The organism is Candidatus Roizmanbacteria bacterium (genome assembly GCA_016700135.1).
Taxonomy (GTDB): domain Bacteria; phylum Patescibacteriota; class Microgenomatia; order UBA1406; family GWC2-37-13; genus UBA1450.
The window spans coordinates 1,094,060-1,118,037 of sequence record CP065004.1 but is presented as its reverse complement, the minus strand read 5'-3'; the positions used below and the strand labels follow the sequence as shown (position 1 = coordinate 1,118,037).

The window sequence follows — 23,978 nt, the reverse complement described above, 5'->3', positions numbered from 1 at the left end:
GAGCCCGGGTGGCGGAACTGGCAGACGCGCAGTCTTGAGGGGGCTGTATCGCAAGATGTGGAGGTTCAAGTCCTCTCCCGGGCACTTTCTTTTTTGCGAATATCTTCAACAACTTCAAGTACCCGTCTGGCACCGTTGGTTATTTTCTCAGGTATTTCTTCCTCAATATCAATCAAGACAAACTCGTGAGCTTTATCATTGTCAACATGAGCATGTTCAATACCGGCAGCGATATTGTTGGCCATTTCATGGTACTGAGTTTCATCAAGAACTGTTTTGTATATAAGAGTGGGATTTGTCTTTCCCGCACCTGTCAGGTAAGCAAGCGGTTCGATGCTAGTCACATCCGTGTATAAGCCCATTTCTTCGACAAGCTCCTGCTGTGCCAGTAGAACCGGATCCGGCAAATGTATTCTGTCAGATTTTTGCTGATAACTACCTCCCGGCATTTGTGCTGCACCCTGAGGCGCATACTCAGTCGGTGCACTTTTTGTAAGGACAATTTTTCTGTCTCCGTTGTCAAACTGCACCTCAACAAGGATTGATACAGCCAGTCCGGCCCGAGCTGTTATACCACGCTCAGTAAGCCCTCTGTGAATTGCTTCCGAGTCACGTAAAGCAACATGCCGAAAATATCCTTCTGATGAGTAATTCGATCCCTCAATAAGAAATTGTCCTGTCTCGTCTTTTCGAATAACATGCGGAAAAAAAGCAGGTCCGTTATAAAATGCGGTGCCTTCAGGCAAGCTTCTTTTTTTTGCAGCGATAATCTTTTCCATTTCCTCAGATATGAGCTGCTCCGTCTCTTCATCAAATTGAGCTGATATATTATTCAGAATCTGTATAGGATGCCCTTCAAGAAGAACATAGTTGCTTTCTTCAGAGCTTACAGCTTCCAGAGTAGCTGATTTCAGTGACTCCCGAATATGAAGATCAGCATTTTTGGCCCGCTCAGTACGTTGTCTGATTACCTCATAAGGATCTTTATCTTCATGTCGTATGCGCTCAGCCACTTCTATTCCAAGCGTCTGTAATCCCCCTGCCCGCTGTGCGTAAAAATGAGGATTTACGGCAAGGCATAAAACACCGTCTGCGTTCTTAACTGCACCTACGGAGTATGTCGGACTACGAAAGATTTTCAAATCAGAAGATAAAGCATCACTATCCGATTTTACAACTCTTCCGGATGCTTTGATAAGAAAATTTGCCAGATTGCCGTCTGTGATAAATTGACTGTTTTCTATTGCACGGACGATATCCGCCTGTTCACGGGGATCGTACGGGAGGGACCATTTGCTGTCACGAACCGCATCATAATTTGAGAAAAATATTCGCATAACCTCATCATGAAAGCCATAATAAGTAGTATGTATCAATGACATGGCATCAGCAAAATGAGCCGTTCGCAACGGCCCTGGTTGAGTATCGGTACTTGAGTATACAATCCCGCCTACGTTTACATATGGATCAAGTACACTGTTTTTCTCACGAGACTCAACGGTTCTGAAGCCCTCAAGAGTTACGCCATTTTGATCAAGAAATTGCTTGAAAGCTGAAGCTATAAACTGCGGAAAAGGTTCTCTGATTGATCGGTATATTCCTTTGGACTTAGGCAGTTGCAGATCTTTTCTGACGTCAATGTAGTTATGTAGATGGAAAGCCTGAATGCTTGTACCGAGTGCTTTTCGTGTCTGCCCGGTAATACCTCTCGGATCTTCACTTATGCCGTAAGTCACGGCAGAGTCCGGATACACATCAAGGATTCCTAAAGCATACTCTGACAGCGACCACATATCATCATGTGATACGTCTTCAAGTCCGATCGGATTTTCAGGATCCATTTCTTTCGGCCATACAAGAATATTTGTGGATGAACCCTCTTCCGGAGTTGTGGGATAGAGAGATGCAGCGGCGTAGAAATGCGGCCCGACATCACCGAGGATGAGCGGTTTATTATTTTCCGCTAATTGTTCGGGATTTAGATATCGCCCTACGTCTGATGAAGGAACAAGATGCGTATGTTTTTTTATGCCGTACATTCCTTCTCGGTCCATATTGGTGAGTTAACTGGTATATGTTAGGCTCTAGACTAGCAGAGTAGTGCTAAACTAGAGGTATGGTTTGTAACAATAGGCCGATATCAAAATACAAGAGAAAAAAGATACTATGGTGTTTTGCACACGATCTGAGTGCTACACAGACCTCTGGTATTTTGGGTCTCAACCGCAATACAGTCAACAAATATTACAATAATATTCGTCAACTCATATATCATCACCAAGTGCACCAGATGCAACGATATGTTGGTGGTGAGATAGAAATTGATGAATCATACTTTGGACCTCGAAGGATGAGAGGCAAGTCAAGTAAAAGAGGTCGTGGGACGTCATTTAAGCAGGTAGTATTTGGGATATATGAGCGTCAAGGACGTGTATTTACTCGTATCATTCCAAACTGTAAAAGAAGAACGCTACATGCTGTTATGAAGGGAAAGATTGACTTGAACAGTACTGTATATTCAGATTCGTGGAGCGGATACAACGGACTTGTTGATGTCGGGTATGACAAACATTTGAGAATCAATCACAAGAAAAATGAGTTCTCAAATACAAAAGGGGTCCATATCAATGGCATAGAGTCATTCTGGTCCTTTTGTAAAAGACGTCTCGTTAAGTTCAATGGTGTAAAGAAAAACTTTCCATTACACTTGAAAGAGTGTGAATGGAGATGGAGCAAATCCCCATCGATCCTTTACAATGAACTATTACAAATTGTTAATGTGCTAGTCTAGAGCCTATGTTATTGTACATGCGATACAGTTATGGAACAATCATGATAGATCTGTGTTGTTTACACTAGTTTTTGGACTATCTCGACACATCCCTCGAAGATGGGGAATTGGGAGTAGTCAATCTCAGATTTCTCAAACCAGCGATACTCTGAAGCCTCTTCATTCAGATAAATCTCCGCGTCCGGGTTTTCAAGGTGACAGTGAAATGAGATAAATACTCCCTGCCAGTCATTTCTGACGCGGGTATCTACAAACGGAATTATCTTCACATCAGTAACTTCAACTCCAAGCTCTTCTCTGAGTTCCCGACGAAGACCTTCAACAGGATTTTCTCCGAATTCAAGGCCGCCGCCCGAAAGCTGCCATTTGCCGTGGTAATCAGGAAAATCATCAATTCGTTTAGTAAAGAGATATTTACCGTCCTGTTCAATAACAGCAAGTATGACCGGTTGGAATGTATGTGGCATATGCGACCCTGGCGAGAATCGAACTCACAACCTACTCCTTAGAAGGGAGTTGCTCTATCCAATTGAGCTACAGGGTCTGAATTGCTCGTAGGCGATAGGTCGTAGGTTGTAATTATAGTGTAGAAAGATATTCACCTATATTGAAATTTCTATTCTACTATCTACAGCCTACAGCCTTATGCTTTCTTGAGCCGACTGTCGGATTTGAACCGACGACCCCCAATTTACAAAATTGGTGCTACTACCACTGAGCTAAGTCGGCTAAGTAAGTATTATAACAATTGTGTGAAGAAGATTCTACTGCTGTGCCGCGGGAGAGGGTCGAACTCTCACGCCTTATTCAGGCACTGGATTTTAAGTCCAGCGTGTATGCCATTTCACCACCGCGGCAAAAATATTCCAAAAGTAACAGGTTCTATTATAACAAAAGTTGATAGACTAATCCCGCTGCTTATCGCTTATGAGTTCCTGCATTGTCTCATAGGTTATTACTCCTTCAGGGATTGAAGATTGACCATTCGTGATTATTACATTACCTGTTGATCCTTGTGCTCCAAGGTGTACCGTAAACATGCGAGTAAGAACAGATCCGGGCTGTTTCTTTGTACTCTCAATGATGTCTTTCACTGATGCAACAACTTTATATGAACCTTCTATTGTCTCTGCTTCAGTATCCCTGTTCAAAGCAAAGCTGACAATCGTATCTCCATCTTCTGTTATTGCGACAGTCATCCAAGTAACATCGATCGGTTGAGTGAGATCATCAGCGAGACTTTTTTGAAGAGTATCTAATGCATGCTTTTTTTCTTCTTCGGACGAGTACATTGCATCATTGATTAGTTCCAGTTCTTCATCTGAGTATTCAAAGGTATAAGCAATCTGCGTGACAGTGCCATCGTACGGGGGATTTTCTAGTATATCCGTAAGTTGCGCTCCTTTCAAAATTCTGGCAGTACCATTTCCTATATACAAAAACTGTGGAGGATAATCCGCACTATCAAGGTGCCCGACATATTCGTGATGAATCGTGACAGAGCCATTTTGAATCGAATAAATACCCGTTGCAGCTTGTGCATCATTGTTGGGATCAATTCTTCCGTAATATTGCGTGGTTTTCTCTGCTTCAACCTTGTCTGCATAACGATAGAGTGGGCTGACCTCATGCCAACCTGCACCAAAAACGACGGTTTGATTACTCGGAAATGTAAGCTCAATAGTAGCACCGTTAGAGTGTGCTAAGTACGGATTTGATCCTAGAGTATATGTATTGTCACTCCGAGAAAGGGGATTCGGATCGGCCAGGTAGATATTCGGTGCTGTTAGCGTGCCGGTTCGCTGCCAGGGTATCAAATGGTGAGGTTTAGCATCTTTTAAGTTAAATGTTAGGGTATCAATGTGATCGCCGTTTGCAGCTTCATATGACTGGATATCAAACCTTTCGGTATCAAGCCACTTAGGCAACACTGGGCTTTCTGATTCTTGTACCGCTTCAGAAAACTCCGCTGAACTAGGCAAACCCGATGTATATCTATCGCCCAAAAACTCTTTTAAATAATGCGGAATGTTCCCGCTGTGCCACAAGCGGGGGGCAAGGTGTACAAGGTCATAGATACCGCCTTTTGGATTTCCGGTTTTCTCCGTATGATCTTGTTGAAGTTCAGCTGTTTTTTCCAGTAATTTTGTACCGATTGCTGACTCTGATCTATTCGGTCCTCCCAAAATAGGATTATATGGTGCAGTGACATGATCGACGGTCAATCCGACAGTGGCTGAAAGCGCCAAAGCAGCAAGTCCTAGCGCAGATCTTTTCAGAAGCGGCTTCTTTAAGTCAGGTTTGAATTGCGGTTCTCCATCCATACTCCAATATAACATTATTCAATTATTGTTTGCTGCTCAGATGAATCAATCACAATATTGAGATGTTTACATCCTTTCGGTGTCACCACCCGACCGCGCGGAGTTTTTTTAATAAACCCGATTCTCAATAAGTACGGTTCAATAAACTCTTCAATCGTTCTTCTGTCTTCCGCAAGGGAAGAGGCTATTGTTTCAATCCCTACCGGGCTGTTTTGGAAACGCTCTGCAATGACGCGGAGATACTGGATATCAATATCCGACAAACCCATTTCATCAATTTCCAAAAGTGAAAACAACTTTAAAGCTACATCTTCGTCGATCATCTCATGTCCGTCGACTTCTACAATATCTCGGGCACGTTTTAATATGCGATTAGCTACACGAGGGGTTTTTCGTGAACGCTTGGCAATCTGAGAGGCTGCGCCTTTGGTAATTTTGATATGCATAAGTTCAGCCGATCTCATAATGATATCAACCATATCCTGATCGGTATAATAATCAAGGCGAAGCAACAATCCGAAACGGTCACGCATCGGGGCTGAGATGAGAGCAAGTTTTGTCGTTGCCCCTACCACCGTAATCTTCGGAACAGGCAAACGCACCGTTCGCGCAGACGGTCCTTTCCCGATCACAATATCGAGAAAATAATCTTCAATCACCGGATACAGCATTTCCTCAACAGGTTTCGGAAGTCTGTGGATTTCATCTACAAACAAAACATCATTATCTTTCAGATTGGTCAAAATTGCAGCCAAATCACCGGTTTTTGTGATTGCAGCCCCTGAAGTGACACGGATTGTGCCTTTGAGTTCACGAGCAATAATATGAGAGAGTGTTGTTTTTCCGATACCCGGTGGCCCATAAAAAAGGATATGCTCTGCAGGGGTACCACGGTTTTTTACCGCATCCAGAAATAATCGGAGTGTTTTGACAACATTTTGCTGACCAACATAGTCTCTTAGACTTTCAGGTCGCAAACTCACTAAATCATTCAATTTCGCCATAGTAGTATCATTATACAGGATGTATCCACTAGCTTAAGGTCGCCAGGATTAGTTCGGATTGCTAAGTAATCGTATTGCTTCTTTAATTTGTTCTTCAACAGACAGTTCATCAGACAGTTTTGGAAGAATTTCTTTCGCTTCAGTCGCACCGAAACCGAGAGAAGTCAGAGCATCTACAATCGTCTGATCCTCTTTTGAAACGTAATTATTCTCCAAAACAAACTCAGACTTAAATTTCTGCGATAGTTCCAACATGATTTTCAAGGCTGTTTTTTTTCCAAGTCCCGGAATGCGGGTAAAGTACTTCGCATCATTTGATCGGACCGCTGCTACTATCTCGTCCACTTTACTGTTTGAGATGATGGAATATGCTGATTTAGGGCCTACTCCGGAGACATTTATCAGAAGAAGAAACAACTTGTATTCCTGTTTATTTTGAAATCCAAAAAGAGACTGGACATCTTCACGAATATGGTGATACGTATAAACTTCCATCTTATCACCGGACATGCATTCAGAAAGAAGAGCATTTGTCAAAAATACATTGTAGAAAAGTCCAGAAGCAGTCTCTACCAATGCAATATTACCATCAATTTCAGAGACGATACCTTTTATCTTTCCGATCATGATGTAAGTATACCTCAACCCCTGCGGTTGTTAAAGATTAAGAGTATGTCTATCACTTACCATGAATTTTCTTTTCGATGTCATGTATCAATACTCTCGTACGATGAACAGCGTCAGGATTAACTGAGACTGATGTGATACCTTTTCTTACAAGAGACTCAACAATCTCAGGATAGTCAGATGCGGCCTGCCCGCAGATTGAACAGGTAATCCCGGCATCAACACAGGTCTCAACAATGTGTTCAAGAATTGAAATGACAGCCGGATGACGTTCATCATAAATGTTTGAGACTTCCGCACTGTCGCGATCTACACCAAGAAGCATCATTGTCAGATCATTTGTACCGATCGATACTCCGTCTATCCCGAGATCAATAAATTCCTGAAGCATGATTGCCGCGGCAGGAACCTCGACCATCATCCAAAGTTTGAATCCTTTATAATTCAAAAGTCCGTGATCACGAATAATTTCACGGATGCGAACCATCTCCCACGGCACACGCACAAACGGTATCATAAGGTGAATATTGGTATATCCTTTGTCCCAAATTGCCTGGAGCGCATCAAGTTCCATTGAGAAGACTTCAGGATCGGCAATATATCTGGAAGCGCCGCGGTATCCAATCATAGGATTTTCTTCATGCGGTTCATACAACGATCCTCCTTTCAGATGACGGTACTCGTTTGTTTTGAAATCAGTCGCACGATAGACAATCGGTCGGGGACTGAATGCTTTTGCAAATTTCTCAAGTCCTGAGGTCAGTTTGCGTACAAAAAGCTTTTGCTGTTTTTGCTTGATAAATTCTCTCGGATGAGTCCCGATCTCAGCAATCATAAACTCTGCCCGCAAAAGTCCCACACCATCCACGTCAAGTTTCGCCGTTTCATCTGCAATCTCAGGCTCTGCAAGATTGGTATACACTTTTGTAATCGTTTTTATTTTCTTTTCATCAGCATGCTTTTTTGCTTCGAGCTTCTCAAGCTGTGATTTGGTCACGATACTTCCTTTGAAGATATCTCCCGTCGTCCCGTTTACAGAAATGACCATATCATCCTTAATCTTTTTAGTAGCTCCTTCCGCCCCAACAACAGCCGGAATTCCTAATTCGCGTGAAACGATTGCGGCATGGGATGTTCTGCCGCCCTTTTCGGTGACAATTGCCGCAGCTTTTTTCATTGCCGGAACATAATCAGGATTTGTTTGCGGCGCGACCAGAATGTCTCCGCTTTTGATTTTTGATATCTCTTTCGGTGACATGATTATATTCGCATGTCCGACACCGATACCTGGAGAAGCGGGTGCTCCTGAAAGCAATACGTCCTTTCCTGCTCCCGATAGGGCATCATTCGAGTTAATTTTGGTCTCCACGGTGGTAATCGGACGTGACTGGACGATGAAGACTCTTCCTTTTTCTATTGCCCATTCAATATCCTGCGGAAAGAAATAGTGCTCTTCAATATCTTTCACAAGCAATGCAACTTCACGTATCTCATTGTCACTGAGCTTCTGAACGGTTCCGTCCTTCTTATTCAGCTTTATCTCACGATTACCGCGTCCTGATCTGACGAATTTAAGATTTTGATATGCCTGCTGTTTTTTGACAATAACAAGAGTATTTTTGTCCACTTCGTAATGATCAGGAGTTACTTTTCCCTGCACAATATATTCTCCCAATCCGAAAACGGCTTCAATGACGATTTTCTTTTTGTCATTGGTCACCGGATCAATGCTGAACGCAATACCAGACTTATCTGACTGGACCATACGCTGTACGACTGCCGCAAGACCGACCTTGAAATGATCAAATCCTTTGGTCTGTCGATAATAAATTGCACGGGCAGTAAAAAGAGACGCCCAGCATTCCTTTACCTTGTGGAGCAGTGATGTGTCTCCCTTAACATTCAAATACGTCTCCTGCTGACCGGCAAACGATGCATCAGGCAAATCCTCAGCTGTAGCAGATGAACGAACCGCAACCAACGGCTCTTCATATAATCCTTTAATTTTTGCCAATGTGTGATCGAGAACGCTTGATTTCTTTTCCAAATATTCCTTTTCTTTTTCATTCAAATCTTCATAATGCTCGATGATCTCATTTGCCAGCGCTTTCGGCATCTCCGATTTCATAATTAAATCACCGATATGATCCGATGCCTGTTCTATTTCGGTAGGATTGTCGTAGTTTACGATAGAGAGTATCTGCTTTATCTTGCCAGCAAGATTTGCTCCCTTAATAAATTCAAAATAGGCGTTCGAAGTAACTATAAATCCGTACGGGATGGGTAGGTCAGCGTTTGTCATCTCGCCGAGGTTGGCACCCTTGCCGCCGACTAGGCCGACATCATCTTTGCCCACCTCCTCGAACCAGACGATAGATTTTCGTTTTGTCATATGTTAAATATACACAACTTTTACAAGTAACATCAAGAGCAAAAGAAGACGGAAATAATGTAATGAAAACCTGCTTGACCTGTGCCTCCATTATTGATACGATGATGGTATCTCATATGAAACGCTTCTTAGGCACCAAAGGATTCACACTTATCGAAATGATTATTGTCATTTCAATCATTTCTCTTCTTTCTACTGTAGGAACGAGTTCCTATACCAATGTCCTGAGAAATGCCCGCGATACAAAACGTAGAGCTGATTTGAACGAGTTTGTCAAAGCGGTGAAACTATATCAAGTTCATCATCATCAGGGACCAACTGAAGTAGGATATTGTCAATCAAGCATCGGAAATGATCCGGGACCGTGTCCGCCGACAGCACCGACATATCAATGGGACAGAAATCAGACCTGGACTGACCTTGTTACGGGAGGATATCTTGAGGAACTTCCGATTGATCCTGTAAATAGTCTTGAATATTATTATTACTATGAACCCAACAATCCGCCTCCGAATACCGGCGGATGGATCCGCGCCCGTCTGGAAGGTACAGACTCATTTTATTTTGTCTTTTGGGACGCCCCCTAACTAACAGTTAAATTTATTATGAAACGTATATATATACTTATATTGCTTCTCATTGTTTCCATCATTATTACGGTTGTGTATTTCGTAAATCAGTCTGCAAAAGCAAAAAAGCAAACCGAAATTATCCAGGAAGGAAATACGCTGCAGGTACCTGCAGACATGGTAGGCGAGAACGGTGAACCCCCCGGTTCGGAAGGCGGACCCTAATTTTTTTATAATTGTCTCCAAAATGTTGAATAAGTTACGAAAGATATGGCACTCATAGGGAACTAACATCTATGAGTAAATGGGGAGGAGATCAGCTTCGAGTAATTAGGAGTTATGACTGGCAGTACAATAGAGATCTTATGAAAAAGATACGATCTCTATCAGACTACAATCAGTCAGATGTAGCACAAATCAGAAACGATGTTCTGACATTTGCAGAGAAGTACGGGATACAAGCTGCAGTTGATGCATATGGGATATCACGAAGGACATTGTTTCGATGGAGGAAGAGACGGCGAGATTCAGAAGGGCAGTTGGATAGCCTGATACCAGAGACAACCAAGCCAAAGACACCCCGACGTATGGAGACTCACCCGAAGGTCATATCCTTTATCAAAGAGATTCGAGAACAATACTTTTGTTTGGGAAAGGAGAAGATCAAGCCCTTACTTGATGAGTATTGCCTACAGGAAGGAATTTCAACTATATCTGAGTCAACCATTGGAAAAGTGATCAAAAGACACAACCTGCAGCGCAAGACCTACCGGATCTATCACAATCCAGCAAGTGGCTTTGCAAAACGGAAAGTAAAGTACCGACAGAAGGTCAAGCGGTCTCCCAAGGTGGAAGATACCGGATACATTGAGATTGATACCATCACGAAGTTTGTACACGGAATCAAGCTGTATGTCTTCAATGCAGTGGACATCAAACTCAAATTCCAGTTCTCCTACGGATACTCAAAACTCAACAGCCGAAACGGTGCTGATTTTATGAGAAGACTGGAACTAGTATACCCAATACAAGATGGTATAAAAACCATACAAACAGATAACGGCCTCGAGTATCTGGGAAACTTCCATGACTATCTGGAAGAAAACAATATCCCACACCTCTTTATCTACCCCAGATGTCCCAAGATCAATGCCTTTATTGAGCGAGCAAACAGAACACTCCAGGAAGAATTTATGAACCCCTACATCTATACCAAGTGGACCGGTATCGGATCATTCAATCGTCACCTTATTGAATACCTCGTCTGGTACAATACAAAGCGAGTTCACAAAAGCCTGAACAATATTTCACCTATGGATTACCTATTATCTATTTTACCTAAAGAGTGCCATATGTATGGAACTCATACAAACCCTTGACAGCGATATAAGGGTTTGATATCATACAAATACATGATTTTCAGTAATCATCCGTAGGGCACTATCGGAAGCACAGCCTGCTCTCCCAACAGCTCCAAAAGATACAAACTGGTTACGTGCAAATTGCCCTTGACATTTAAAACAAGCATAGGTTAAAATTGGCCTTAAGCTTGAATTTCATTCGAGTGTTTTTTTTACCCAAAAAAACAGTGTCAAGACCGGATACGACTGGGCCTGTAGTTCAGTTGGCTAGAACATCGCATTTGCAATGCGAAGGTCACCGGTTCGAGCCCGGTCAGGTCCACAATTTCGGTGTTGGTCATAGAAAGTTAATAATAACTATCTATAACAAGCAGCGAAAAAGAAGACGAACTTTAACAAATCGTTCAGATTTAAGGTCTTTTTTAGAATACACAACACATTTTGTGTTGTTGTAAGAAACATGAAAAGACGTAGGCCATCTTTCGTTGAATGAATTCCTTTCATTCAACACCGTTTAAATTTCCGAAAGGAAAATTTTGACAAACCGAGAGAGATGGGAGAAATCACGCCAATGGCGGATGCCTTGGCAGTTTGAGCCGAAGAAGGACGCGTGTATGAGCGCGAAAACATCGATGAGTCCTCAAACAGACATTATCAATCGATGATTTCCGAATGGGGAAACCCTCCGTGTAGCAATACATGGAATTTTCGCAGTTTACTGCGTTAATGGGAACCCGGGGAACTGAAACATCTAAGTACCCGGAGGAAAAGACATCATAACGAGATTCCGTTAGTAGCGGCGAGCGAACGCGGAACAGCCTAAACCGAGGCTTCGGCTTCGGGGTTGCGGGACTGCAATGTCCGATGAAGTATTTATAGAAGAATGATCTGGAAAGATCAGCCACAGAGGGTGATAGCCCCGTATTTGACATGAATGCTTCCGGTAGCAGTATCCCAAGTACCACGGGACACGGCAAATCCTGTGGGAAGCTGGGTCGGTCACGATCCAAGGCTAAACACTCAAACTGACCGATAGTGAACTAGTACCGCGAGGGAAAGGTGAAAAGATCCCCGGGAGGGGAGTGAAATAGTACCTGAAACCATTGGCTAACAAACAGACAAAGTCTTGATTTATCAGGATGATGTCGTGCCTATTGAAGAATGAGTCAGCGAGTTTTCCGATTCAGTGCTCTTAGTTTAACCAAGCTTATCTTGGGAAGGCGAAGCGAAAGCGAGTCCTAATAGGGCGATTTTGCACTGTCGGAAAGACCCGAAACCAGGTGATCTAACCATGAGCAGGATGAAGCGTATCGAGAGGTACGTGGAGGTCCGCACCCGTTGCCGGTGAAATGGCTTGGGACGACTTGTGGTTAGCGGTAATATGCCAATCGAACTTGGAAATAGCTGGTTCTCCCCGAGATATATTTAGGTATAGCCTCTTGCGTTTAAACCATGGGGTAGAGCTACTGGATGGTTTTGGCGGCAGCAATGCTGTCATGACTAACCAAACTCCGAATACATGGTGTACAGCAAGGGAGTCAGATCTGCCCGTATAATCGGGTATGGTCCAAAGGGAAACAACCCAGACTCTCGTCTAAGGTTCCAAAATATCTGTTAAGTGGAAAAGGCCGTTTTGTTTCCAACACAGCAGGGAGGTTGGCTCAGAAGCAGCCATCCTTTAAAGAGTGCGTAACAGCTCACCTGAATAGTCCCCGGCTTGCCGGGGTTGGAGACATTGCGCCGAAAATGATCGGAGCTCAAACAGATTACCGAAGACAGAGATTTACCCCGCCTTTGGCGGGGTGAGTGGTAGGGGAGCGTTCTTATTGCGCTGAAGCAGTACTGTAAGGTATTGTGGAGCGGTGAGAAGTGAGAATGCTGACATGAGTAGTGATTCTCCCGATGAAAACTCGGGATGCCGAAAGTTCAAGGTTTCCTCAGCAACGTCAGTCGACTGAGGGTTAGTCGGATCTAACCGGATGCCCGAGCGGGTATTCGGGATGTACAAGCAGTTAATATTCTGCTACTACTGTTAACGCGTTATAACGCACATACTGACGAAGTTTGCTAATCAGAGCTTCCTATATGGGAGTCTAAGCAGTGAGTCCTCGGACGAGCTGTGAATGCAATTCTGCCTCTGGCAGGAGAGTTTGACGACGTAAGCTTCCGGGAAAAGGTATTGTGCGGAGTTTTAGCAGTATCCGTACCGCAAACCGACACAGGTGAACAGGTCGAGTAGACCTAGGCATACGGGTGATGGTGGTTCAAGGAACTCGGCAAAAAAGCTGAGCGTAAGCTTTGCAATATGCTCTGCCCTCTTTTGAGGGCCGCAGCGAAAGTTTTTCAACCGACTGTTTAGCAAAAACACAGGCTCCTGCAAACCAGAAATGGGACGTATAGGAGCTGAGGCCTGTCCGGTGCTGGTAAGTTAACCGTTGGGATTGACCATTTCCATTTGGTAATGTGAGGTTCTGGCGTAAGCTCCAGTGAACGACAGCTCTAACCCTGAGAGTTCTAAGGTAGCGTAGCCCCTTGCCGGGTAAGTTCCGGCCTGCATGAAAGGCTTAACGAGTTGAAAACTGTCTTGAACCATTGCCCGACGAAATTGAAATGGCTGTGAAGATGCGGCCTACCTACACATGGACAAAAAGACCCCGAGAGCTTTACTGAAACTTGACATTGGTGCGAAGATAAGAACTGTCGAGAATAGGAGGGAGACTTCGGTCAACAGTGGAATACCTCTCTTTCTTATTTTCTCACCTCATCTTTTTAAACATGGAAACAGTGTTAGGTGGTCAGTTTACCTGGGGCGGGTCCCTCCAAAAAGGTAACGGAGGGGCACAAAGGTTGGCTTATTCCGGATGGAAATCGGAATATAAGTGCATACGCATAAGCCAGCTTGACTGCGAGGATGACAGTCCGAGCAGGTGCGAAAGCAGGTGTAAGTGATCCCCCAAACGCTTGTGATTGGCGTTGGGGCTTAACGGATAAAAGCTACCTCGGGGATAACAGGCTGGTCTCGCCCGAGAGTTCATATCGACGGCGAGGTTCGGCACCTCGATGTCGGCTCATCGCATCCTGGAGCTGTAGTCGGTTCCAAGGGTTGGGCTGTTCGCCCATTAAAGCGGTACGCGAGCTGGGTTCAGAACGTCGTGAGACAGTTCGGACTCTATCCTGTGTAGGCGTTTAGATTCTTGAGGAGATTCTTCCCTAGTACGAGAGGACCGGGAAGAAGGAATCCCTGGTGTACCGGTTGTACCACAAGTGCATCGCCGGGTAGCTATATTCCTACGGGATAAGCACTGAAAGCATCTCAAGTGCGAAGCCTACTCCAAGATTAGGAATCCTTATAGTCCGCCAGTAGACCACTGGTTTGATAGGCTTCAGATGTAAGCGTAGCAATACATTTAGTCAAGAAGTACTAACGGACGATCTCCCATCTCTCTTGTTTGTCAAACAGAGAAGGAGAAGGTTTACGTCAAAAAGACATAGGTTTGAATGACAATAAAAAAGCACAGCTTCGGCTGTGCTTTTTTTTGGGAAAAATGGTTAAAAAATTATTCAGCTAACTGCACCAGAGGTTGGTTATGCTGCTTCCTGACTATACCGTATTTTATATCCTTGGCTCTAGACTAGCACATTAACAATTTGTAATAGTTCATTGTAAAGGATCGATGGGGATTTGCTCCATCTCCATTCACACTCTTTCAAGTGTAATGGAAAGTTTTTCTTTACACCATTGAACTTAACGAGACGTCTTTTACAAAAGGACCAGAATGACTCTATGCCATTGATATGGACCCCTTTTGTATTTGAGAACTCATTTTTCTTGTGATTGATTCTCAAATGTTTGTCATACCCGACATCAACAAGTCCGTTGTATCCGCTCCACGAATCTGAATATACAGTACTGTTCAAGTCAATCTTTCCCTTCATAACAGCATGTAGCGTTCTTCTTTTACAGTTTGGAATGATACGAGTAAATACACGTCCTTGACGCTCATATATCCCAAATACTACCTGCTTAAATGACGTCCCACGACCTCTTTTACTTGACTTGCCTCTCATCCTTCGAGGTCCAAAGTATGATTCATCAATTTCTATCTCACCACCAACATATCGTTGCATCTGGTGCACTTGGTGATGATATATGAGTTGACGAATATTATTGTAATATTTGTTGACTGTATTGCGGTTGAGACCCAAAATACCAGAGGTCTGTGTAGCACTCAGATCGTGTGCAAAACACCATAGTATCTTTTTTCTCTTGTATTTTGATATCGGCCTATTGTTACAAACCATACCTCTAGTTTAGCACTACTCTGCTAGTCTAGAGCCTATCCTTTTCCATCAGCAGACCCATATATGGTATTCCGCGTATGGACTTTTCCGCCCATATGTTCATTCCGTGTGTTTCCTGTTCAAAACGCTCAGGAAACGTTTCCGCTCTCCACGCATTGGAAATAATCATACTTAATCTCTCCCTCAAGCGGGGATCCAGTGACTTATCCGTGTTTCTTTCGACCAGCATCTGAATGATTTCACTTGATACTACCTGTACTCCTGACATGCTGCCGAGCACTGTTCCGATCGATTGATTCAAAGACAAATCCGCACCACTTAGCATTTCGACCGCAGTCGGCGATAATGCTCCGGTAACTGCTGAACCATAAAACTAGCACTATTTTTAGCGGAGTTTGACTGCATACCGAAAGTTCGGGTGTCTGACCATTCATGGCTTTGTATCCGTTGTATTCCCTGCCAAAGAGCATTGTTAAATCCTTCGATAAATAATGCATCTTCTTCTTCCGGGGTAAGGGTATATCCTGATCGTGCAATATCGCGTTCGATTTTTCGTGCACGTACACCGAGCCTCCATCCCAACGGTACCGGAATCATACCGAGGTCAGAGCCTGCCTGTAAACCCACTACGGCAATTTCAGGCATAGACATCACGTCAAACAAAGCATTAGGGTCATTGTTTGATCTCGGCCTTCCGAAAGCGGCTTTTTTCCAAGCTGCGAGTCCGCGGCTCACCATTTCAGGATACTCTTCAGCAGGAGGAGTATAAGGTATAGAAGTGATTTCCACGGGAGGAAGATTCAGTTGCCGGCAAATGCTTTCAAAACGGGGGACATTCAGCTGAAGCCTGTTACGGTACATATCATTGTAATCAGCACCTACCCAATAGTCCCTATGAGGCATATCTGATAAAAGCTGCCATTCCTGGTATTCGGTTTCCTGAACTTCTTGTTGAGATAATCGTTCTGTCATACTATATTATAACCTATAGTGTATTCAGGTTCAATAATATTTTGTTTTTGTATAATAAAGGTATGGCTCATCTGGGAAGAAGGACTCTTTTATTCATCATTGTCCTTATCGCTACATTTCTCATTCTGTTTTCCTACATCTTTTCCAATTCCCGAGCCGGTCGAATTACTTCTGACGAAGAATATGTACAATCATTACAGGAAGCTTCCAGAGGAAAGCAGCTGGCGGGACAGAAGCCTTTTCCTTCACAGTCAACAGATTCGGAACGGATTCAACAAGATCAGCCATCGAACCTGATAGAAGAGATTATTTTTCAGCTGAGAGCATTGTTTACAGCACGGTAAGCTCTTTAGGGAACTTAGTCAACGTTTCAGCCTGTCCGTCAATAAATGCCACAGTATCTTCGATTCTCATACCCCATTTACTTTCATAATAAATACCGGGTTCTATTGTTAATACCATATTGTTTTGTAATGTCTCGGTTACGGTACGTGCTGCCCGAATACCCTCGTGAACTTCCAAACCGACTCCGTGACCTGTGGAGTGAGGGATAGTGGGATACCCTTTATTCAATAACCATTGTCTCGCAACGGCGTCTATGTCTTCCATTTTTATATTCAGATAAATGGAATCAATAGTTTTCTTCTGAATACTCAGAAGTTCGTCATATGCTTTTTTCTGGTCTTCTGAAGGCTCTCTTACGAAAAACATCCGTGTAATATCCGAGCAATAATCCTTATACCTGATCCCAATATCAATAAGAACGATTGAATTCTCACTTAAAACACCGTCGCTCATTTTATTGTTATAGTGGGGTAGAGCAGTATGATCGTCAAATGCTACAATAGGCTCAAATGAAAACTCAAGCGATTTTTCTCTCAGCCAATCTTCCATTTTATGAATAATTTCAGTTTCATGTACTCCCTGTTTCAGATAGGGAACAATAGACTTCAAACATTCATCTGTATACTCAGCAGCCCGTCTCATACGTTCTAATTCATGCTCATCTTTCTGATTCCGAAGCTGCATGATGATATTGGTGCACGGAACAACTTTGAGTTTCGGCAATGCTTTCTGCAGGTATTCAAACCATGCATATGAAAGATCATATTTCTCAAAGCCGAGTTTATAAATCGTGCGCTCAGCAATAATATCGGCAAAGATCTGAAGAAATGTCCGGTGCGGTCCTTGTATCATTACTTTTATATCCTCATTATTCCGGAAATGCTGCATTGCTTCTGTTTGGTAGCGTGTATCGGTAATAAAGTACACTGTATCTTGCGTTACAACCAACTTTGCTTCCTTCTCATGAGGGGATAGTGTCTTAAATCCTGTCAAATACAGAATATTGTAGAAGTCGGTAACAAGATAGGCATCTATATTATGCGTCTCAAGAAGCGATTGTATCTGCTGTCTTCTTTTTTGATAATCCATGGAGATATTGTATCATTAGGACATGAAACTTATTTCAATCGATCCCGGATTTGACAAAGTCGGATATGCCATTTTTGACAAAACCGGAAACGGAAACTCAGATTTTACCTATATAACATCCGACCTGATAAAAACTTCCCCAAAATCAAAACATGAGCAAAGATTAAAAAAAGTATATGAAGAACTTGAAGAGGTGATTGAGAAGCACCAACCGAAAGTTATGGTCATCGAACAACTCTTTATGTTTAGAAATCAGAAAACAGTGATAAAAGTAGCTCAGGCAATCGGTGTAATCGAGCTTGTTGCATCAGTTCATGATTTGCAGATTGAACGACTGACACCTCTTCAAATCAAGCAAATGGTCACCGGTTACGGAAATGTTGATAAAAAATCAGTACAAAAAATGATAGAGCTTACGCTTTCGGACAAAATCGAAATGAAGGATGACGACCAGGCAGATGCAATAGCCTGCGGACTGGCATACTGCTTTCAAAGCAATTTTTCCTGATCACTCCCAATCGCTCCAGTGCTGACCAGCATCAAAAAGGTCCTGCTGGCTCGGCACATTTCGATATGCACTGTGATGAGAAAAAATATCGGCCTGTAAAAGCTCCTGAAGATCAGTACCGCTTGCTTTATGCAGAGAGATATCAGCTTCGTTCAATCCTCTTTCTTTCAGTAGCTCCTCGATAGGAACAAATAAACGGTTTTCCATATAATATATGTATTGAATATGTATTTTGTATATTATATCAAAATACCTCCGTATTCCAATTATCAATAGATATGTCGGAGAAGAATCAGTTTGCTCCGATTTTGGTGAGGATAGTCACTGCATATTCAGCACCGGCTTTCATGGAGAGTTTTATATCTTTGGTCTTTATGTACGAAGCAATAAATGCGGCAGTATATGCATCACCTGCTCCTGTCGTATCGACAACATCTTTTGTTTGCACGGCAGGCTGTTTATATACTTTCCCTTCATAGTAGGCATAACTGCCCTTTTTCCCGTCAGTGATGACCAGAAGATCATCATCATTGAAAGGAGCGTATTTTTTCACTATATTTTCGTCAAAATCAATGCTTTCATAGGGCTTTTTTATGAGATCAGCATATTCGTAGCCGTTTATGATCATGACATCAACATACCTCACAAAGTGCATAATCTGTTCAATCGGACGCCGGCAGTCGGTCACATTCAGATTTGCAAACACCTGAACATCATTCTTTTTAGCAAAACGGAGCATATCAATGCGCTCAGTAAGAGCAACCTTCGACAGGTTTGCCATATACATATTTTTGGCTTTCAGCAGCTTCCCGTAGTCAGATTCCTTCTCAATTATGTGCTGATGCGGAGTACGGTAGTTGATCACTGTTTTCTCACCCTTTTTATTGAGAAGAATGGAGGAGATATTGATATATTCCTTTTCGATATCGCACAAATCTTTGTACTCAATGTTTGCATCTTCAAGCTCCTGGAGGATGATTTTTTTAAAAACATTTTCTCCGATTTTTGCAATCACTCCGGCCTTCAGACCTGCCTTTACAACACCGATCGCGACGTTTGCTCCGCCGCCCCCCAGTCCCTCATAAAAATGATCGGCAAAATATTTTCCTCCGACAGCAAGTTCCAGACGGCCGTCGCTCTCCGTAATGGATTCACCTTTGTAGTACAAATCAATGGTCACGGTTCCGATAGTCAATAAATCAAGCATACTTTTCAGTATATCGTATATCGCGTGTCGTGCAACGAGGTGAATCGAAAGATTATCGTTTATGCTTTAAGTACACGTTTTGAGATATACGATATAATGTCCTCATGCTTACGATTATTGCAGGTGAGGATACCATCAGGTCAAGAGAAAAGCTGCAGGAGCTCAAAGAGCAGTACAAACAAAAGGGATACAGCATAGATCTTGTGGCGATAGCAGATATTCCCGATCTTTTGAAAAATGCGGACGGTGTCACTAATTTATTCGGGCAGGAATCCGTTTACATCACCGAGAATGCTTCATCAAAATACAAAGGCCGTGCAAAAACCCCTTACAAAGATGCCGTACAGCAAATCGCTAAAAGTTCTGTCATCCATCTTATTGACTGGGAAGAGGGAAAATCCTCATATGATCTTGCCACCATAAAAAAAATTGCTACAACTTTTTATGAAGCAAAACCAGAAAAAACTATTTTTGAACTGCTTGATGCCTGTTATCCGGGAAATCTTGAAGATTTTCTCAGATCCCTGGAGATAGTGAATGCTTCCCAGGATATGGGCTTCATATACGCGCTTCTCTGCCGTCATGTCCGTAAGCTGTATCTTGCGTCGGAAGGGATAATCGATACTAAAACTCCTCCCTGGCAGCGCGGCAGAATTTCGTTTCAGGCAAAAAAATGGGACACTCAAAAACTGATGAAATTTTATGAAGGACTGGCAAGGATTGATACTTCGATGAAAACAAATACTACTCCCTATGATCTGAAGAAATCCGTTGAACTTTTGGTCTGCTATTATCTGAAGTAACGAAAAAAGTAGTACAATATAGCAACTTACAAAGAATTCATTACTAATTAATTTTTATTATGATCGATACCAAAATTTTTAAAGCATATGACATCCGGGGCATTTATCCGGCTCAAATCAATGAAGAAGTAATGGAGGATATCATGCGCGCCATCTACACATTTCTGGCAGAAGAAATCGGCAAGAAGGATTTTTCTATAGTTCTCGGCCGGGATATGAGGCTTTCATCACCCGCACTTCATGAAATTGCAAAAGAAACATTGAAAAAATCAGGTGCTCATGTCATTGATGTCGGTCTGGTATCGACTCCGACAGTATATTTTACCGTCAAACAATATGATTACGATGCCGGTATCCAGATCAGTGCATCTCACAATCCCAAAGACTACAACGGTATCAAAATCGTGAGACGTGACGGTGACAGTATCGTCAAAATCGGCAAGGAAACAGGAATGCCGAAAATTACAGAACTTGCGACGAACAAACAATTCAGTGAATACACGTATGACGGTACCACTGAAGAGAAACCGAACATCATTCAGGAAGAAGTAAACAAAGCGATGGATGCGATTGATGTAGGCGATATCTCTGAACTCAAAATAGTAGCCGATCCCGCCAACGCGATGGGAATAATTCCTCTAAAGGAGATGTTTGACAGACTTGATACCGAGTTCATCACAATCAATTTCGAACTTGACGGGACCTTTCCGGCACATCAGGCAGATCCTTTGCAGCACAAAACATTGAGACAACTTCAGGATAAGGTAAAGGAAACTGGAGCAGATCTGGGGATCTGTACCGACGGTGATGCAGACCGCGCGATGTTTATAAACGAAAAAGGAGAGATCATTCCCGCAACTCTGATAACGACCCTAATTGCCGGAGAAATCCTACGGGATGAACCGGGTTCCCGGGTTCTCGTTGATATCCGATACATCAGAAATGTTGAAGACATTGTGAAACAGATGGGAGGAGAAGTAGGATATACGCCTGTCGGTCATGCATTGATCACCAAACAGGTAAATGCCGAAGATGCGGTATTTGCAGGTGAATCATCAGGTCACTATTATTTCCGTTCCATGGGCGGCTGTGAGAGTACCATTCGGGTAATCCTGTACGTGCTTCGTGTTCTTGCAAGGGAAAAGAAACCGATCTCGGAAATTCTGCTTGACCTTGAGACATCTGTCGAATCGGGAGAAACGAATTTTGAGCTCGAAGGGGATACTACTTCTTCTCAAGTGACTGAAAAACTAAAGGAAACATTTGCCGACGGAGAGTTAAGCACGCTTGACGGTATCGCAATCACATATCCAGAATGGCGTTTCAGTGTCCGAAGTTCAAATACGGAACCCGTTATCAGACTGAACGTCGAAGGTAAGACTTCTGATGTAGTCAACGAGAAAGAAACACAGATTAAAAAGATGATCCTCGACATGGGTGCAAAGATCGTGGAGTGAGTCCAATAAACTGCCCATATGGAGTATAATGGGACATTTCACAAGGAATTATGCCAGAACAAGAAGAAAATCAGGGAACCAGACAGAATCCGCAAATTGAGCTTTCACAGGTCACGGCAAAACTGCTTGATGCTCTAAGCAAAATAAAAGGACGTCCGCCGACAGACGAATTCTCAAAACTGACTGTTTCACAAACGGTATCATTTTTAGCGCTTGCATATGAAAAAGTCAGAAATGCCATTGAGTACCGTGAAGATCACCTTATCAGAAGAGCAGCTATTGAGCGCATATTGAAGCGACGTCTTTCACTGAATCCCCAGGGGAAGAACGAAGCGGAAAATGTCCTCAGAGAACTTATGTGGGCACGCTATTTCCCGAACGGATCACTCGGTGAACAGGACATCCGGGACATTCAGGCTATTATCAATAAGTATATTTATATCCGCAGCCGGCTTCTTCACGGCCGGAAAAGCAGCTCCAAAAACTTTATTGCCGATTTTTTAGTTGAACTCATTACCGCCGAAATTGAAGAGTTTTTGACTCCGGCAGAATCACAAAAGGAAGCTGATTTCGGATACTATATTTTCCAGACACTTAAGGAAAAGGTAAAAATCGAGGATGTAAAAGATTCGCAGAAGGATACCTTTCTTTTTATTGCGATAGAAAAAGCTTACCGAAAAAGTGATCAGGCATATCAGAGGTATCATTTGTTCCAGCTCTTCTACAAGCCGCTTTCCGCATATTCGGAAAAAGAGCTTGAAAGCCTTCTTACGAAGCTTCCTGATATTTTTAAAAAGATTGATCAGCTGATTGCCAATCCTACCGTTGACAAGCTGGTTCGGTTTGTCAGGAAACAGCTTCCTCCGTTTCTTATCATCTTTTCAATCATTCGCGAAACCAAAGGTGACCTGAAGGAACTGTTTACGGACAAAAATAAACTCTGGGCAAAAGTGGAACAGGTTGCCAGAGACAAGTATGCACAGGTCAGATCCCGTCTCAATGTTCTTGCCTTCCGGAGTTTGATTTACATTTTCATTACGAAAATGGTTTTTGCACTCATTCTGGAAGTCCCGGTATCTCAGATTCTTTACAATCACGTCAATTATCTTGCCATAGGGATCAACAGTTTGGCGCCGCCGATATTTATGCTACTAATCATTTTGAGTGTCTCAGTTCCGGGAGATGGCAATACGAAGCGTTTGTTTTTCCGGATTGTCGACATCATAGACAGGGATTCATCTTTTGAGAAAACGACGGCTTTTATCACGAAAAAGGTAAAGAACAAACGACCGATCCTGCTTTTCGGATTCAGTTTATTGTACATTTCCACGTTTGTCGTGACGCTCTATCTTATTCATCTTATGCTGAAACTCGTCCATTTCAATTTGCTGAGTGAGGCGCTGTTTATCTTTTTTATCAGTGTTGTAGCGTTCTTTGCCTATCGTATCAAGCAGATTGCCAATATGTACCGTCTGACTGAAAAGGGGAGTTTCTTTTCGCCGGTTGTCGATTTCTTTTTTATGCCGATCCTCTCACTCGGAAAACTGTTCAGCGAAGGCGTATCGAAGATTAATTTTTTTATTGTGCTTTTCGATTTTATTATTGAGGCTCCGTTCAAACTCATTATTGAAGTAATAGAGGAGTGGATCACATTTGTCAGGCAGAAAAAAGAGGAGATCGTCTAACTCTTATCTTGTGAGGGAACGGATGCTTTACCGATTTCTTCTATCTCACCCGCGGCTCCGCGCATATTTACCTTTCTGAAATCGATTCCTTGTTTATAAGCAGACACCAGACCGTTAATAATACGACGTGCTTTAATCGCGTCATGTCTCCAAAGATAGTGGATCGGATCAGGCTGCTGAACATAGATTTCCATTTCGATTTGAAGCGTAGCAAAAAACAGTCCGGTTATTGATGATGCCTTCACGATATTTTTATACGGAATGGATGTCGTCTGGGTGCTGGCAAAAAAAAGTCCGTGCCGTACATCGATTTTATTTTCGTCAATAATGACTTCATCGGGAAAAAAATCAAACGGGAATACTGATTTACAGCGGAACAGAATGTTGTGTGAACCTTCCAGGGTTTCTTCCAGTTTTTCTACTTCTGTTTTCTTTCCCGTAATTCCCGTTTTTTCTTTCGGAGCTTCATCGTCTGAATTGCTGTATAGGGTACCTGCAGATTTCATGATGTTATTATCGCTGAAGTATATAAACGAAATGCC

22 protein-coding genes, 5 tRNA genes and 1 rRNA gene are annotated in these 23,978 nt (G+C 42.8%); 12 read left to right on the top strand and 16 right to left on the bottom strand.

The window, feature by feature from the left end; translation table 11 throughout:
• Positions 1-2: 2 nt before the first annotated feature.
• Positions 3-84 (top strand) — tRNA-Leu (locus tag IPM65_05900).
• Here the strand turns inward: IPM65_05900 and IPM65_05895 are convergent.
• The gene (locus IPM65_05895; protein ID QQS43646.1) at positions 66-2,054 is read right to left on the bottom strand and encodes a hypothetical protein; all 1,989 of its coding nucleotides are present in this window, start codon (positions 2,052-2,054) and stop codon (positions 66-68) included. The two genes, IPM65_05900 and IPM65_05895, sit on opposite strands and share 19 nt — an antisense overlap.
• Positions 2,055-2,116: 62 nt before the next feature.
• On the opposite strand from IPM65_05895, the gene IPM65_05890 reads away from it, so the two are divergent.
• Positions 2,117-2,791 (top strand): IS1595 family transposase, encoded by a 675-nt coding sequence (locus IPM65_05890; protein ID QQS43645.1) that lies wholly within the window; start codon positions 2,117-2,119, stop codon positions 2,789-2,791.
• Between the two features lie 59 nt (positions 2,792-2,850).
• Here IPM65_05890 and IPM65_05885 read toward each other — a convergent pair whose 3' ends face one another.
• The 8 genes from IPM65_05885 to ppsA form a co-directional block, all read right to left on the bottom strand.
• On the bottom strand, positions 2,851-3,258 hold the full coding sequence (locus tag IPM65_05885; protein QQS43644.1) for an NUDIX hydrolase: 408 nt from the start codon (positions 3,256-3,258) through the stop codon (positions 2,851-2,853).
• 3 nt (positions 3,259-3,261) lie between these two features.
• Positions 3,262-3,335: transfer RNA gene (locus tag IPM65_05880), tRNA-Arg, on the bottom strand.
• A gap of 112 nt (positions 3,336-3,447) precedes the next feature.
• A tRNA-Thr gene (locus IPM65_05875) sits at positions 3,448-3,520 on the bottom strand.
• 44 nt (positions 3,521-3,564) lie between these two features.
• A tRNA-Leu gene (locus IPM65_05870) sits at positions 3,565-3,648 on the bottom strand.
• Positions 3,649-3,696: 48 nt separating this feature from the next.
• On the bottom strand, positions 3,697-5,115 hold the full coding sequence (locus IPM65_05865) for a hypothetical protein (GenBank protein QQS43643.1): 1,419 nt from the start codon (positions 5,113-5,115) through the stop codon (positions 3,697-3,699).
• A gap of 14 nt (positions 5,116-5,129) precedes the next feature.
• A complete protein-coding gene (gene ruvB, locus IPM65_05860) occupies positions 5,130-6,119 on the bottom strand; it encodes a Holliday junction branch migration DNA helicase RuvB (protein QQS43642.1) in 990 nt (329 codons plus the stop codon).
• Positions 6,120-6,167: 48 nt separating this feature from the next.
• Entirely contained in the window at positions 6,168-6,746 is a 579-nt protein-coding gene (gene ruvA / locus IPM65_05855; protein ID QQS43641.1) for a Holliday junction branch migration protein RuvA, read from the bottom strand.
• 52 nt (positions 6,747-6,798) lie between these two features.
• The gene (gene ppsA, locus IPM65_05850; protein ID QQS43640.1) at positions 6,799-9,138 is read right to left on the bottom strand and encodes a phosphoenolpyruvate synthase; all 2,340 of its coding nucleotides are present in this window, start codon (positions 9,136-9,138) and stop codon (positions 6,799-6,801) included.
• Positions 9,139-9,254: 116 nt separating this feature from the next.
• Here ppsA and IPM65_05845 point away from each other — a divergent pair, with 116 nt between their 5' ends.
• The 5 genes from IPM65_05845 (at position 9,255) to IPM65_05825 (ending at position 14,512) form a co-directional block, all read left to right on the top strand.
• On the top strand, positions 9,255-9,725 hold the full coding sequence (locus IPM65_05845; GenBank protein ID QQS43639.1) for a prepilin-type N-terminal cleavage/methylation domain-containing protein: 471 nt from the start codon (positions 9,255-9,257) through the stop codon (positions 9,723-9,725).
• A gap of 18 nt (positions 9,726-9,743) precedes the next feature.
• Positions 9,744-9,932, top strand: coding sequence for a hypothetical protein (locus IPM65_05840; protein QQS43638.1), 189 nt, complete (start codon positions 9,744-9,746; stop codon positions 9,930-9,932).
• 71 nt (positions 9,933-10,003) lie between these two features.
• Entirely contained in the window at positions 10,004-11,086 is a 1,083-nt protein-coding gene (locus IPM65_05835) for a transposase (GenBank protein QQS43637.1), read from the top strand.
• Positions 11,087-11,316: 230 nt separating this feature from the next.
• A tRNA-Ala gene (locus IPM65_05830) sits at positions 11,317-11,390 on the top strand.
• A 229-nt stretch (positions 11,391-11,619) separates the two neighbouring features.
• Positions 11,620-14,512: ribosomal RNA gene (locus IPM65_05825) — 23S ribosomal RNA — on the top strand.
• Positions 14,513-14,695: 183 nt separating this feature from the next.
• On the opposite strand, the gene IPM65_05820 is transcribed toward IPM65_05825, so the two are convergent.
• The 3 genes from IPM65_05820 to IPM65_05810 are packed head-to-tail and all read right to left on the bottom strand — an operon-like array spanning position 14,696 to position 16,342.
• The gene (locus tag IPM65_05820; protein QQS43636.1) at positions 14,696-15,370 is read right to left on the bottom strand and encodes an IS1595 family transposase; all 675 of its coding nucleotides are present in this window, start codon (positions 15,368-15,370) and stop codon (positions 14,696-14,698) included.
• 28 nt (positions 15,371-15,398) lie between these two features.
• A complete protein-coding gene (locus IPM65_05815) occupies positions 15,399-15,677 on the bottom strand; it encodes a hypothetical protein (GenBank protein QQS43635.1) in 279 nt (92 codons plus the stop codon).
• Positions 15,678-15,688: 11 nt separating this feature from the next.
• Positions 15,689-16,342 (bottom strand): hypothetical protein, encoded by a 654-nt coding sequence (locus IPM65_05810; protein QQS43634.1) that lies wholly within the window; start codon positions 16,340-16,342, stop codon positions 15,689-15,691.
• Between the two features lie 62 nt (positions 16,343-16,404).
• On the opposite strand from IPM65_05810, the gene IPM65_05805 reads away from it, so the two are divergent.
• Positions 16,405-16,686: a hypothetical protein gene (locus tag IPM65_05805; GenBank protein QQS43633.1), complete on the top strand. Its 282-nt coding sequence runs from the start codon at positions 16,405-16,407 to the stop codon at positions 16,684-16,686.
• Here IPM65_05805 and IPM65_05800 read toward each other — a convergent pair.
• Positions 16,673-17,776, bottom strand: coding sequence for an aminopeptidase P family protein (locus tag IPM65_05800; protein ID QQS43632.1), 1,104 nt, complete (start codon positions 17,774-17,776; stop codon positions 16,673-16,675). The two genes, IPM65_05805 and IPM65_05800, sit on opposite strands and share 14 nt — an antisense overlap.
• Positions 17,777-17,798: 22 nt before the next feature.
• Between IPM65_05800 and ruvC the strand changes: the two genes are divergently transcribed.
• On the top strand, positions 17,799-18,284 hold the full coding sequence (ruvC, locus tag IPM65_05795; GenBank protein QQS43631.1) for a crossover junction endodeoxyribonuclease RuvC: 486 nt from the start codon (positions 17,799-17,801) through the stop codon (positions 18,282-18,284).
• On the opposite strand, the gene IPM65_05790 is transcribed toward ruvC, so the two are convergent.
• Positions 18,285-18,491: a hypothetical protein gene (locus tag IPM65_05790; protein QQS43630.1), complete on the bottom strand. Its 207-nt coding sequence runs from the start codon at positions 18,489-18,491 to the stop codon at positions 18,285-18,287.
• Positions 18,492-18,576: 85 nt separating this feature from the next.
• Positions 18,577-19,491 carry a carbohydrate kinase family protein gene (locus tag IPM65_05785; protein ID QQS43629.1) on the bottom strand — a complete coding sequence of 305 codons (915 nt, stop codon included), beginning with the start codon at positions 19,489-19,491 and terminating at the stop codon, positions 18,577-18,579.
• 104 nt (positions 19,492-19,595) lie between these two features.
• On the opposite strand from IPM65_05785, the gene IPM65_05780 reads away from it, so the two are divergent.
• Genes IPM65_05780 through IPM65_05770 form a run of 3 tightly spaced genes read left to right on the top strand, consistent with a single transcriptional unit; the run spans position 19,596 to position 23,436 of the window.
• Positions 19,596-20,294 carry a hypothetical protein gene (locus IPM65_05780; GenBank protein ID QQS43628.1) on the top strand — a complete coding sequence of 233 codons (699 nt, stop codon included), beginning with the start codon at positions 19,596-19,598 and terminating at the stop codon, positions 20,292-20,294.
• A gap of 59 nt (positions 20,295-20,353) precedes the next feature.
• Positions 20,354-21,751: a phosphomannomutase/phosphoglucomutase gene (locus IPM65_05775; GenBank protein QQS43627.1), complete on the top strand. Its 1,398-nt coding sequence runs from the start codon at positions 20,354-20,356 to the stop codon at positions 21,749-21,751.
• Between the two features lie 50 nt (positions 21,752-21,801).
• Positions 21,802-23,436, top strand: a complete 1,635-nt coding sequence (locus tag IPM65_05770; protein QQS43626.1) for a hypothetical protein — start codon at positions 21,802-21,804, stop codon at positions 23,434-23,436.
• Here the strand turns inward: IPM65_05770 and IPM65_05765 are convergent.
• Positions 23,433-23,942, bottom strand: coding sequence for a hypothetical protein (locus tag IPM65_05765; GenBank protein QQS43625.1), 510 nt, complete (start codon positions 23,940-23,942; stop codon positions 23,433-23,435). The genes IPM65_05770 and IPM65_05765 overlap by 4 nt on opposite strands.
• Positions 23,943-23,978: the final 36 nt, after the last annotated feature.

Coding starts and splice junctions, on each gene's coding strand:
- IPM65_05895 (QQS43646.1), bottom strand. CDS start 2,054: ATGGACCGAGAAGGAATGTACGGCATAAAAAAACATACGCATCTTGTT.
- IPM65_05890 (QQS43645.1), top strand. CDS start 2,117: ATGGTTTGTAACAATAGGCCGATATCAAAATACAAGAGAAAAAAGATA.
- IPM65_05885 (QQS43644.1), bottom strand. CDS start 3,258: ATGCCACATACATTCCAACCGGTCATACTTGCTGTTATTGAACAGGAC.
- IPM65_05865 (QQS43643.1), bottom strand. CDS start 5,115: ATGGATGGAGAACCGCAATTCAAACCTGACTTAAAGAAGCCGCTTCTG.
- ruvB (QQS43642.1), bottom strand. CDS start 6,119: ATGGCGAAATTGAATGATTTAGTGAGTTTGCGACCTGAAAGTCTAAGA.
- ruvA (QQS43641.1), bottom strand. CDS start 6,746: ATGATCGGAAAGATAAAAGGTATCGTCTCTGAAATTGATGGTAATATT.
- ppsA (QQS43640.1), bottom strand. CDS start 9,138: ATGACAAAACGAAAATCTATCGTCTGGTTCGAGGAGGTGGGCAAAGAT.
- IPM65_05845 (QQS43639.1), top strand. CDS start 9,255: ATGAAACGCTTCTTAGGCACCAAAGGATTCACACTTATCGAAATGATT.
- IPM65_05840 (QQS43638.1), top strand. CDS start 9,744: ATGAAACGTATATATATACTTATATTGCTTCTCATTGTTTCCATCATT.
- IPM65_05835 (QQS43637.1), top strand. CDS start 10,004: ATGAGTAAATGGGGAGGAGATCAGCTTCGAGTAATTAGGAGTTATGAC.
- IPM65_05820 (QQS43636.1), bottom strand. CDS start 15,370: ATGGTTTGTAACAATAGGCCGATATCAAAATACAAGAGAAAAAAGATA.
- IPM65_05810 (QQS43634.1), bottom strand. CDS start 16,342: ATGACAGAACGATTATCTCAACAAGAAGTTCAGGAAACCGAATACCAG.
- IPM65_05805 (QQS43633.1), top strand. CDS start 16,405: ATGGCTCATCTGGGAAGAAGGACTCTTTTATTCATCATTGTCCTTATC.
- IPM65_05800 (QQS43632.1), bottom strand. CDS start 17,776: ATGGATTATCAAAAAAGAAGACAGCAGATACAATCGCTTCTTGAGACG.
- ruvC (QQS43631.1), top strand. CDS start 17,799: ATGAAACTTATTTCAATCGATCCCGGATTTGACAAAGTCGGATATGCC.
- IPM65_05790 (QQS43630.1), bottom strand. CDS start 18,491: ATGGAAAACCGTTTATTTGTTCCTATCGAGGAGCTACTGAAAGAAAGA.
- IPM65_05785 (QQS43629.1), bottom strand. CDS start 19,491: ATGCTTGATTTATTGACTATCGGAACCGTGACCATTGATTTGTACTAC.
- IPM65_05780 (QQS43628.1), top strand. CDS start 19,596: ATGCTTACGATTATTGCAGGTGAGGATACCATCAGGTCAAGAGAAAAG.
- IPM65_05775 (QQS43627.1), top strand. CDS start 20,354: ATGATCGATACCAAAATTTTTAAAGCATATGACATCCGGGGCATTTAT.
- IPM65_05770 (QQS43626.1), top strand. CDS start 21,802: ATGCCAGAACAAGAAGAAAATCAGGGAACCAGACAGAATCCGCAAATT.
- IPM65_05765 (QQS43625.1), bottom strand. CDS start 23,942: ATGAAATCTGCAGGTACCCTATACAGCAATTCAGACGATGAAGCTCCG.